The following is an 11,389-nucleotide window of genomic DNA, read 5'->3' on the forward strand; positions in this document are numbered from 1 at the left end:
CGTCCCCGGCGGACGCCCTCGGCGGCCCGGCGCTCGCGAGCCACGGGGTGGTGGTCAGCCCGCAGGCGCTGCCGCCTCCCCCGCAGGTCACGGCTGCCGCCTGGCTCATCGCCGACGCCGGCAGCGGCGCGGTGCTCGCGGCGCGGGACGCGCACGGCCAGTACCCGCCGGCGAGCACGCTCAAGATCCTGACCGCGCTCACCCTGCTGCCGCGTCTGCCGCCAGCCCAGCAGGTGACGGTCAGCGACGCGGCCGCGCGGATCGACGGGACCCGGGTCGGGCTCGTGCCGGGCATGACCTACAGCGTCGCGGAGCTGGCCACCGCCATGATCGTCGCAAGTGGCAACGACGCGGCCACCGCGCTCGCCGAGGCCGCCGGCGGCACCGCGGCCACGGTCACGCTGATGAACCGGACCGCGGCGGACCTGGGCGCGCACGCCACCCACGCCGGCGACCCCACCGGCCTGGACGCCCCTGGCCAGGCGACATCGGCGTACGATCTCGCTCTGCTGGGCCGGGCCGCTCTCACCAGTCCCGCGGTGAAGGGGTTCCTGACGGTCCCGCGGGCGACGGTCCGGGGCCGGGGCGGCGCCTCCTTCGAGATCCAGAACCACAACGACCTGCTCGGTTCCTATCCGGGGACGATCGGCGTCAAGAACGGCTACACCATCGCGGCGGGCGCCACCTACGTCGGCGCGGTCCGGCGCGGCGACCACACGCTCATCGTCACCATGCTGCGGGCGGCACCCGCGTACGCCGGCGACGCCCGCGCCCTGTTCGACTGGGGGTTCACGCACGTCGGCTCGGTCACCGCGGTCGGGCAGCTGCTGCCCCGGGTCGACGCGGCGGTGCACGCCGAGCCCGCGGCCCACGTGGCGCACGCGGCCGCCAGCGGGCCGGCCCGGGCAGGCGCCGGTCACGACGGGGGCACCGGCCGGAACGGGGCCGGCACGGACGGACGTGGCACGGCGGAGGCGTCCGGAGAGACGTCCAGGGAGGCGTCCAGCGGCGGTCACACCGTTGGTCCGGTCACCTGGACCGCTGTCGCGGTGACGCTGCTCGCCGTGGCGCTGGCCCTGCGCCGACGTCGTGCGCGGCGACCGCTCCCGGGCGTCGGCATGCCGCCCGGAACGGCGGCGCGGCCCGCGGTGGCGCGGGACCCGCCCGCGTCCGCCGCCCCGGTCACGGTTCCGGGGAGCGGGCTCGTGCGGATCGTGCCTCAACCGCGTGGCGACGCTGCCGACGGCCCTGGCCGAAGCGCCGGCACGTCCACCCCGTCATCGGCGGAGCCGGCAACAGCGCCGGTGGGCGGCCTGGCCGCCGGCGAACCGGCGGGTGGCGGGTCACCGGCCGGTCCGGCCGCTCCGGCCGCTCCCCCGGCGGCCTCGGTGTCGCCATCCGGGACGGCCGTGACAACCTCCGTGGCGCCGTCATCCGGAACAGCCACGGCGGCCTCGGTGGCACCGTCACCCGGGACAGCCACGGCGGTGCCGGACGGGACGACGTCGGAGTCGTAGGGGGCGGTCACCGTCCACGCCGCGACCAGGAGGGTCCAGCGCAGCACGATGTTGATCCAGATGAGCAGGCCGACGATCACCGCGAACGTCCCGTACACGGGATTACCGGTCGTCATCCCGACCAGCCAGGTGCCGAGGAGCTTGAGGCTCTCCACCCCGACGGCGCCGAGCATGGCCCCGCGCACCACCCGGCGACGGTCAGTGATCGACGGCAGCCAGAGGAACAGGCACAGGAAGATCGTCACATCCAGTGCCAGCGCGATGCCGAGGGCGAGCAGCGTGGTCACCACCGTCGCCGCGGTGCTCCCGGACAGGCCGATCCCCTCCAGGAACGTCCCCGACACCGAGGTGATGACGCTGGTCACCGCGATGGACGCGAACACGATCAGCCCGAGCCCGACTAGGACGCCGAGGTCCCGCAGCCGGCGCACCAGCGCGTTGCCGACGTCCACACTCTGGTGCCAGATGATCCGGATGGCGTCCCGCAGCGCGTTGATCCAGGCCAGCCCGGCCAGCAGCAGACCGGCCAGACCGATCAGGCCGACCCCGACCTTCGAGTTGCCGATACTGGCGATGTCGAGCTTGTCCGCCATCCCCGGCAGATAACTGTTGATCTGGTTGACCAGTTCCTGCTGGACGTCTGGATACGCGTCGACCACGAACCCCGTGATCGAGAAGGCCAGCGCCACCAGCGGGAAGAAGGACAGGAAGGCGAAATACGTGGCAGCCGCCGCGAGCCGGTCACCGCCGTCCTCGACATACCGGTGATAGCCACGTATGGCATGGTCGACAAAGGGTCTCCCGCGGCGTACGGAACCCGCGACGCCGGATGCCTTCCGTGCCCCGGAGCGGACCGCGCTGATCGGATTGGCCATCGGTTGCTAACTACCCACGAGCCCGGTGCCATCACACCCGGCGGGCCCGCCGTACCGGCCGGGCGGCGGGATCCACCCGGTGGCCCGGCCCCCGCCGGGCGCGGGAGCACGCCGGCACGGGTAACGCGCTCAGCCCGGGATACCGGCCGCGCGGACGGCGGCCACCACGTCGTCGGACAGCACCGGCCACGCCTGCGCCGCCCAGGTGCCGAACTCGCGGTCGGTCAGCGCCACACAGGCCGCCCGCGGCGCGGGATCCACCCACAGGAACGTCCCGCTCCGGCCGAAGTGACCGAACGTGGCGGGAGAGTTGGTGCTGCCCGTCCAGTGCGGCTGCTTCCCGCCGCGGATCTCGAAACCGAGCCCCCAGTCGTTCGGCTTCTGCGCGCCGAAGCCCGGCAGCACACCGACGAGGCCGGGGAAGGCCACCGACGTCGCCAGCGCGAAGGTGGCGGGAGCCAGCAGGCGCGGCGCCAGCAGCTCGGCGGCGAAACGGATCATGTCGTGCAGGTTCGACCACACCGCGTGCGCGGGCGAGCCCCGCAGCTCGGAGGAGCCCATCCCCAGCGGCGCGAACACGGACTCGGCCAGGTAGTCGGGGAAGGCGATCCCGGACGCCTTCTCAAGCGTCTCCCCCAGGAGCTCGAAACCGGTGTTCGAGTAGATCCGCCGCGCCCCGGGCTCGGCCCGCGGCCGGCTGCCGGCGAACTCCAGGCCCGAGGTGTGGGCAAGCAGGTGCGCGACGGTCGAGCCCGGCGGGCCGGCCGGGTCGTCGAGGGCGAAGACCCCTTCCTCCACGGCGATCAGCACCGCGTAGGCGGACAGCAGCTTCGACACCGACGCCAGCCGGAACAGCCTGCCCGCGTCCCCGACCGACCAGGCGTCCCCGACCGGCCCGGCGGCCGTGACCGCGCCGGGGGCATCACCGGCGGAATCCGCGGGACCACCGGAGACGAGCACCGCGACGGCCGCGTTCTCCACCGGCCAGGCGGCCACCTGCGCAAGGGCATCCACCTGATGAACTGTACGAACCTCCTCACGCGGGCGTGTGCCCAACGCACTGGGACACTGGGCCGATGTGGCGACACCGACATCTCCCAACACCATGAGCGCGTCCGCGACCGTCTCCCCTGCGTCCCCGGCCGCGTCCCCGGCGGCGCACGGGCCGGCCACCGAGGCCGGCCCGGCCGGGACCATCGACCTGCTCGTCGTCGGCGCCGGCCCGGCCGGCTGCGCCGCCGCCCTGCGCGCGCTGCAGCTGCGGCCACACACCCGCGTCGTGCTGCTCGACGCCGCGGACTTCCCCCGGGACAAGGCCTGCGGTGACGGCATCGCCCCACACGGCCTGGACGTCCTGCGCGCGCTCGGCGTGCCGGACGCGGCCGCCGGGTTCACGCCGGTGGACCGGATGCGGCTGCGCGCGCCGGGCGGCGCGCAGGTGGCGACCCCGTGCCCGCGGGCGAACTACGTGGTGCCACGCAAGATCTTCGACGCCCGCCTGGTCGCCGCCGCCCGCGCGCGCGGAGCCGTCCTGCGGCGCGAACGGGTGCGCTCGGTGGTGGCGGGCGGCGCCGCCGGCGATCCGGTGCTGGTCAACGGCCACCTGCGGGCCCGGGTGGTGATCGGGGCGGACGGGGCGAACTCGGCCACCCGGCGCGCCCTGGGCATCGGGCCGAACCCGCCGGAGGCGCTGGCCATCGCCGTGCGCGGGTACGCCGACGCGCCGTCCGCCGACCGCCCGCCCGAGCAGCTCATCGAGATGACCGACCAGGGCTGGCCGGCCTACGCCTGGTCGTTCCCGATCGGGGACGGCCGCGCCAACATCGGCTACGGGATGCTGCGTTCCAAGCTCGACGAGATGCACGGCGACGGTGGCGGCGGCGATGGTGGCGGCGATGGTGGCGGTAGCGGCCGGGCCGTCCTGTACGGCACCCTGGCCCGGATGCTCGCCGACCAGCCCGCGTATCCCGGGACGCTGCGCGCCCACCACCTGCCCCTGTCGACCTGGCGGCCCCGCCAGCCCGACGGCCCGGTGCTGCTCGCCGGGGACGCCGCGTCACTGATCAACCCGCTCACCGGTGAGGGCATCTACTACGCCCTGCTGTCCGGCTCGCTCGCCGGCCAGGCCGCCGTCACCGCCGCGCCGGGCGCGGCCGGCGCGGCCTACCGGCACGCCCTCGACCGCGAGCTCGGGCGGCACCTGCGCCACACCACTCTGCTGGCCGAGCTCGCCGGCCGGCATCGCACCCTGATGGACGCCGCCGTCGCGGCCGCGAGCCACCGCACCGAGCTCTTCGACACCCTGCTGGAGATCGGCCTGGGACGCGGCACAATCCCCACCGCGTCACTGGCCCGGCTGGCCGTGCGCAAGCTGGTGGCCGGCTGGCGGTGAGCGCACCGGCCGGGGCGGGCGATGGGCCGTCAGCCAGCTGGTGCCCTCGTGCCGCCGGCATCCCGCCGCGCCGGCCGTGCCGCGCCGGCCGTGCCGCTCCCGGCTCGTCCCGCCGGCCGGTCCGTCCCGCGGTCGGCGGCGCGGCCACAGGACGGTCGACCAGCTGCTGGCCGCTACGGCAACGCGCCGTGGCAGCCAGCAGCTGCTACAGAAAGTTACAGATTCAGAACGTTACAGGTTGGCGACGTCGGCCTGCTTGGCCCGGACGGCCTCGGCGGCAGCGGACAGCGCGGCCTTCTCCTGCTCGGACAGGTCGATCTCCACGACCTTCCTCACGCCGCCGCGGCCGATCTCGGCGAACACGCCGAGATAGACACCGGAGATGCCGAACTCGCCGTCCACCCACGCGCATGCCGGTATCACCGCGCCGGAGTCCTCGGCCACGGCCTTGACCATCCGGGCGGCGGCGGCGGACGGCGCGTAGTACGCCGACCCGGTCCTGAGCAGCGCGACCACCTCGGCCCCGCCGTTACGGGTCCGGGTCACCAGCTCCTCGATCTTCTCGGCGGGGAGCAGGTCGGCGAGCGGCTTGCCGTCCACCGTGGAGTGCGAGGGCACCGGGACCATGGTGTCGCCGTGCGAGCCCAGGGTGAGCGTGCGCACCGACTTCACCGGCACGCCGAGCTCCACCGCGACGAAGTTGGTGAAACGGGCGGTGTCGAGCAGGCCGGCCTGGCCGATGACCCGGCCGCGGGGGAAACCGAGGACGTTCGCGGCGAGCGCGGTCATCTCGTCCAACGGGTTGGACACCACGATGACAACGGCCTCGGGCGAGGTCTTCGCGATGTTCTCCGACACCTGTCGGACGATCTTCGCGTTGACCTCGATCAGGTCCAGCCGGCTCATGCCCGGCTTGCGCGGCAGGCCGGCGGTGATGACGACGACGTCCGACCCCTCGGTGTCGGCGTAGTCGTTCGTCCCGACAACCGTGGTCTCGAAACCCTCGATCGGCCGCGACTGGTTCAGGTCGAGAGCGAGCCCCTGCGGTTTGCCCTCGATGATGTCGGTGAGGACAACCGTGTCGAAAATGTCGTACTCAGCAAGGCGCTGCGCGGTCGTGGAACCATAGAAACCAGCTCCGACAACGGTTACCTTCCCACCCATCGGTGTCAGCCCCTCAGTTTTTCGATGATGGCGTCAATGTATTCCGCCGTCCCGTCGGCGGCCGGGCCGGTACGGTCCGGCTTCGGATCGTGGATGGCGCCGAAACCGCAGCCCACGAACGAGGCAGCCGCCGCGGGCACTCGAGCCGCCGTCTCGGTGTACCCGGGCCCGCTCCCGTCACCGGGGATCAGGGGGACGCTATGAGCCGGCATGTGTGCTGTTCGCCCCGCTTAGCTGAACATGGTATTCGGATGATGTTCGGACAATGCTCCGGATATCGAGAGGCTACCGCGATCGCCTGCGAGATGGGCGGCGAACTCCGCCCCTCGGGCCGGCCGGGCCGCCCGCGGGACCACCGGGATCGCCGCAACGGATGCTCCGCCCCGAATACCCGCCGGCAGCGGCCCCGCCGCCGCGCGCCGCCGAGTGCGACATTCCTGAGCCCGCCCCGGCCACGGCCGGTACGAGCCCGGCCGCTCACCGCGGAACGCCCACCGGGAGCGGCACTCCCCAGCCACAGCTGGCACAGATCCTGGCCGCCCACCGCTGGATGCCGGCCAGGGGATGACGACCGCGGCCGCCACGGCCCTCATGACCCCGGGGCCGGTACCGCCAACGTCACCGCGATGATCGTCACGCCGAGTGCCGCGAGCGTCGCGACATCGAAAACCCTGCTCCGGACGGCGAGCAGCCCGGCCCGCCGGGCAGGAAGGACCAGCCGCAGGACGGCCCCGGCGAGCAGGACGATGCCCAGCCCGAGCAGCCCGCGTCGCCAGTGATCCTGTGACACGAACACCAGAGCGACGATCGCCGCGCCCAGCACGACCGTGAGCACCGGGTCCCAGCCCGGCGGCGAGCGTCTCCGGGCCAGGTGCTGCCGGCGGCCGGCGCTCATAGTGGGGTCACCAGCACCGGCACCGGCACGGCCGCGCCCCGCCGGCCGGGAGGCCGGCCGGAACCGGCAGCCCCTGTCCGGACACGGTTCCCCTGCCACTCACCCCAACCACGCAGGGCAGTCTATGCCCACCGGGAAGGCGGCCTCCGGCCACGGCAGCCCACCGGCAAGGCGGCCCCACGGCCACGGCAGCCCACCCGGAAGACAGCCTCCAGACCGCGGTGGCCCTTGAAGGCGTTGGGACGGGCGTTCGGATGTGGTGCCGGTACGGCGACCCCGCGGTCACGTCGCGTCCCGGGAGCCGCCGAGACCTGCCGATCAGGCTGTCCCGTCCTGTCCGAGCAGGTCCAGGGCATTATCGATCTTCAGGTGGGCGGAGCGCCCAGTGCCGCGCCGGCAATCGCGAAAACTTACGATCATTCGTCGGATCGCAATTTTTTAGACCCCGGGTGAAGCCTCCACACGGGACTAGGGGACACTTCCGCCGCAACCACCGGAATGGGACCGGAGTGGAGGGAGTGGGCCGTGACAGACGAATCGCCACACAGCAAGAAGTTGCAGGAGCTGATGTTCCGGGCTTGGGAGACCTTCGGGGACGCCCGGCACCTGGACAACGACGACCGGGTGTTCGTCCAGGCTCTCGCGCGGCAGACGGCGGACAGGATCTCGGTCCTGTACGGCGCGAGCTGGCGGGAGGCCCTGGACTGGGTGGCGCAGCGTTACGTCCCCACCAACGACACACCCGGTGGGGCCATCCCGGCGTCCTCGAACGGCACTACCACGAGCACGTCGCGGCGTGGGGCGGCAGCGGCGGAGTCCGCGTCCATCTCATGAGGCGTCGGTGCCGTCCGGCCGCCACGCACGGACCCGGACGGCACCGACGACCAGGTACGCACGCCACAGGTACGCGCGTCACAGCGGCGGGCCGACGATGCCGTCGCCACCGAGACGCCGGCTGTGCGGCCGACGTCCGCCCGTGACCCCGACATCGACCCGGCCCCGCCGGCCGCCGCACCCTGGTCAGGACGCGGCGGATTCGGACGTCGTTTCCGCTGAGCGCCATTTCCGCTGAGCACTGTCAGTAAGCACCGCGTCCACGGGCCCGAAGGCTCGGGACGCTTCTGGCGGCTACCGTCAGTGCGTGACTGTCAGTGCGTGAAGTGCCGGACGCCGGTGAAGTAGAGGGCGATCCCGGCGTCCCGCGCGGCCGCCACGACCTGCTCGTCGCGGACGGACCCGCCCGGCTCGACAACCGCGCGGACCCCGGCGCCGATGAGCACCTGCAGCCCGTCCGGGAAGGGGAAGAAGGCGTCGCTGGCGGCCACCGCCCCCTTCACACGGTCACCTCCGCGGGCCACCGCGAGCCGGGCGGCGTCCACCCGGTTCACCTGCCCCATGCCGACACCGACCGTGGCGCCGTCGGCGGCGACGAGGATCGCGTTCGACTTCACCGACCGGACGGCCTTCCAGGCGAAGGCGAGGTCAGCCAGGGTGCTCTCGTCCGCGGGCGAGCCGGCCTCCAGCGTCCAGCCCGAGGGGTCGTCACCGGCGGCGTCCAGCGCGTCGCGGGACTGCAGCAGCAGCCCGCCGGAGACCTGGCGTATCTGCACCCCGTGCGGGTGCGGCGGCAGGGGGCTCTCCAGCAGGCGGACCGAGGGCTTGCGGGCCAGGATCTCCACTGCCCCGTCGTCGTAGCCGGGTGCCACCACGACCTCGGTGAAGATCTCCGCGATCTGCCCGGCCAGGGCGACGCTGACCGGGCGGTTCGTCGCGATGACCCCGCCGAAGGCGGACACCGGGTCGCAGGCGTGCGCCTTGCGGTGCGCGTCGGCGATGTCACGGCCGATCGCCAGGCCGCAGGGGTTGGCATGCTTGATCACGGCTACGGCCGGTTCGCCGAAGTCGGCCACGGCGGAGCGGGCCGCCTCCGCGTCGGTGAAGTTGTTGAACGACATCGGCTTGCCGTGCAGCTGCCGGGCGTCGGCAAGCCCCGGCCCGTCGTTCTCGGCGACGTACAGCGCGGCCCGCTGGTGCGGGTTCTCGCCGTAGCGCAGCACCTCGGCGCGGCGCCACACCGCGGCGACCGTGTCCGGCCAGCCGGACTCCCGGGCGACCTGGTCGGGGGCGCCCACACTGGCGAACCAGGACGCGACCGCGACGTCGTAGGCGGCGGTGTGGGCGAAGGCGCGGGCGGCGAGCCGGCGGCGGGCGGCCAGGTCGAAACCACCGGCCCGGATCGCAGCGACCAGCTCCGGGTAGTCCGCCGGGGAGACCACCACGGCCACGGTGTGATGGTTCTTCGCGGCGGCCCGGATCATCGCCGGGCCGCCGATGTCGATCTGCTCGATCACCTCGTCCTCGGGGGCACCGCCGGCCACCGTCTCCCGGAAGGGATAGAGGTTGGACACGACGAGGTCGAACGGCTCGATGTCGAGCTCGGCGAGCGTCTCGGCGTGCTCGACGTTGCGCAGGTCGGCGAGCAGACCGGCGTGCACCCGCGGGTGCAGCGTCTTCACCCGCCCGCCGAGGATCTCGGGGAACCCGGTGAGGGTGCTGATCGGCGTGACGGCCAGGCCGTGCCGGGCGAGGACCTGCGCGGTCGAACCGGTGGAGACGATCTCTACCTCGGCCTCGGCGAACACGGCCGCCAGCTCGGCCAGACCGGTCTTGTCGTAGACGCTGACCAGCACCCGCCGGATGGGGCGCCGCCCCGTCGCGACCAGTTCGCCGCCACCGGACGAGGCCGCGTCGATGGGCGGGGAATCCTGCGCTCCCGCCACCGGCTCGTCGGCCGAGGACTCCCGCGGGACCTGTGCGGATGTCATGTCCCCTCCTCCGACCGGACGATCCGGCCGATCGTCTGTACGTACAGGACGCGCTCCACCGCCTGGATGCGGCTACGCAGGGTCTCTTCCGTGTCGGACGCTTCCACGCCCACCGTCGCCTGCGCAAGGATCGGCCCGGTATCGACGCCTTCGTCGACCCAGTGGACCGTGACACCACTGACCTTCACCCCGTGCGCGAGTGCGTCCCGGATGGCGTGGGCGCCGGGGAAGGCGGGCAGCAGCGACGGGTGGGTGTTCACCGTGCGGAAACGTCCGATGACCCGCTTTCCGAGAATCTTCATGTAGCCGGCGAGCACCAGCAGATCCGGATCATAAGCGGCGATCCGCTCCGCCGTGGCCTCGTCGAACGCCTCCCGGCGCGGGAAATCCTCAAGACGGACGGTGAAGACCGGGGTACCGGCGGCCACCGCCCGGTCCTGCGCGCCGGTGCCGAAGCGGTCCGTGCCCACGGCAACGACCTCGGCGCCGAAGGATGGATCCCGGCAGGCGTCCAATACGGCCTGCAAGGTGGTGCCCACCCCGGAGGCGAGAACAACCAGTCGAGCGGACACGGGACTCTCCGGAGAAGCAGGTGGCCGGCAACGCGCCGTCGAAGCCGACGGCACAGCCAGCGGCCAGGGACCGTTCCGCTCCGACTGTACTGACGTCAGGCGGCCTGTGCGCATCCGCCGGGAACGGCGTTGATCAGGACATAGCCCCTGCTCAGACGGGATGACGGGAGGCCCGGCAGGCCGGGTGGCCGACGCGCGGGCCGCAGTCGCCGGCCGGCGCCGCCGGCCCGGCGCGGTGTTCGCGCGGGACGGGGACCAGCCGGCCGGGGCGCGCCGGGGCGGCCGCGGGCCCGCACACGGTCCCGCGGCCTCGCGGGACCTCGTCGCGGCCCGTGTCGAGACGGCCGAAGTCGTCCCCGTCGAGAAGGTCGCCAGGACGGCACAGGTACAGCTCGGCCAGCCGGTGGAGCGTCCGGGTCGACGGGGCCCGGCCGCCGCGGGCGGGCCAGACCTCCCAGTAGGAGAAGGACTTGCCCGTCTTCGGCGCGTCGTCGCCGGGCCAGCGGGCGTTCCAGCGCCGGGCCGCCTCCTCCTGCGTCCAGCCGTGGGCGAGCCGGAAGGCGACCCGGGCGTTGAGCCGGTACCGGCGCTGCCATTCCAGGGCGATCCGCCGGTAGGACCACCCGAGCGCTCGCAGACGCCTGGACTCGGCCCGCAGCCGCGCGGTGCTGACAGCCATGACGACCTCCCCGTTGGCGAACATATGTTCGAATCATAGAGGAGGGGTCGGACATTTCCGGACGTGACGGGGAGTCGGCCCGGCTGTGGGGCCGGGCATCCGCCAGGAGGGCCCGTGCCCGGCCAGGCCGTGCCGGCCGGGCGCGGGAAGCCAAGCCCGGGTGGGCCCTACCGGCCGGGCTGGCCGTGGGGCGGCTGGCCCTCGCCGGGCTGCGGGGGCTGGCCGCCGTAGGAGCCCGGCTGGCCGTAGCCGCCGTAGGCCTGCTGCCCGTGCCCACCGGCCTGCGGCGGCTGACCGTAGCCGGCCTGCGGCGGCTGGCCGTAGCCGCCCGGCTGCCCGTACCCACCGGCCTGGGGTGGCTGGCCGTAGGAGCCCGGCTGGCCGTACCCGCCCGAGAGGGGCTGGCCGTACGCGTCGTACCCGGGGGCGGGAGGTATCGGGTTCGGCGGGCGGTCCCGGTGGCCGCCGCG

The 11,389-nt window shown here is 73.6% G+C and carries 9 protein-coding genes and 2 pseudogenes; 3 read left to right on the plus strand and 8 right to left on the minus strand.

The features are described from left to right. Window positions 1-131: 131 nt before the first annotated feature. Window positions 132-680 (plus strand): annotated as a pseudogene (locus tag AC5LSR_RS20530) (D-alanyl-D-alanine carboxypeptidase family protein); the annotation flags it as partial. Between the two features lie 539 nt (window positions 681-1,219). On the opposite strand, the gene AC5LSR_RS20535 reads toward AC5LSR_RS20530, so the two are convergent. Further along, window positions 1,220-2,392 (minus strand): YihY/virulence factor BrkB family protein, encoded by a 1,173-nt coding sequence (locus AC5LSR_RS20535; protein WP_250286146.1) that lies wholly within the window; start codon window positions 2,390-2,392, stop codon window positions 1,220-1,222. Window positions 2,393-2,521: 129 nt separating this feature from the next. Next, complete coding sequence (locus tag AC5LSR_RS20540) at window positions 2,522-3,406, minus strand: serine hydrolase domain-containing protein (RefSeq protein ID WP_250286147.1); 885 nt, start codon at window positions 3,404-3,406, stop codon at window positions 2,522-2,524. A gap of 91 nt (window positions 3,407-3,497) precedes the next feature. On the opposite strand from AC5LSR_RS20540, the gene AC5LSR_RS20545 reads away from it, so the two are divergent. Further along, the gene (locus tag AC5LSR_RS20545; protein WP_493468845.1) at window positions 3,498-4,784 is read left to right on the plus strand and encodes an NAD(P)/FAD-dependent oxidoreductase; all 1,287 of its coding nucleotides are present in this window, start codon (window positions 3,498-3,500) and stop codon (window positions 4,782-4,784) included. Window positions 4,785-5,015: 231 nt separating this feature from the next. Here AC5LSR_RS20545 and mdh read toward each other — a convergent pair whose 3' ends face one another. Together mdh and AC5LSR_RS20555 are read right to left on the minus strand one after the other, a co-directional pair. Further along, window positions 5,016-5,948, minus strand: a complete 933-nt coding sequence (gene mdh, locus AC5LSR_RS20550) for a malate dehydrogenase (protein ID WP_250286673.1) — start codon at window positions 5,946-5,948, stop codon at window positions 5,016-5,018. A gap of 589 nt (window positions 5,949-6,537) precedes the next feature. Beyond that, window positions 6,538-6,843, minus strand: a complete 306-nt coding sequence (locus tag AC5LSR_RS20555; protein WP_250286671.1) for a DUF3017 domain-containing protein — start codon at window positions 6,841-6,843, stop codon at window positions 6,538-6,540. A 525-nt stretch (window positions 6,844-7,368) separates the two neighbouring features. On the opposite strand from AC5LSR_RS20555, the gene AC5LSR_RS20560 reads away from it, so the two are divergent. Next, entirely contained in the window at window positions 7,369-7,677 is a 309-nt protein-coding gene (locus AC5LSR_RS20560; protein WP_250286669.1) for a hypothetical protein, read from the plus strand. A gap of 314 nt (window positions 7,678-7,991) precedes the next feature. On the opposite strand, the gene purH is transcribed toward AC5LSR_RS20560, so the two are convergent. From purH to AC5LSR_RS20580, 4 genes and pseudogenes are all read right to left on the minus strand, one after another. Next, window positions 7,992-9,668, minus strand: a complete 1,677-nt coding sequence (gene purH, locus AC5LSR_RS20565) for a bifunctional phosphoribosylaminoimidazolecarboxamide formyltransferase/IMP cyclohydrolase (protein WP_250292509.1) — start codon at window positions 9,666-9,668, stop codon at window positions 7,992-7,994. Further along, window positions 9,665-10,240: a phosphoribosylglycinamide formyltransferase gene (gene purN, locus AC5LSR_RS20570; protein ID WP_250286666.1), complete on the minus strand. Its 576-nt coding sequence runs from the start codon at window positions 10,238-10,240 to the stop codon at window positions 9,665-9,667. Before purN ends, purH begins: the two co-directional genes overlap by 4 nt. A gap of 151 nt (window positions 10,241-10,391) precedes the next feature. Continuing rightward, window positions 10,392-10,919 carry a helix-turn-helix domain-containing protein gene (locus AC5LSR_RS20575; RefSeq protein ID WP_493464699.1) on the minus strand — a complete coding sequence of 176 codons (528 nt, stop codon included), beginning with the start codon at window positions 10,917-10,919 and terminating at the stop codon, window positions 10,392-10,394. Window positions 10,920-11,086: 167 nt separating this feature from the next. Next, window positions 11,087-11,389, minus strand: a pseudogene (locus AC5LSR_RS20580) (hypothetical protein); the annotation flags it as partial.

Source organism: Protofrankia sp. CiP1_Cm_nod4 (assembly GCF_982290645.1).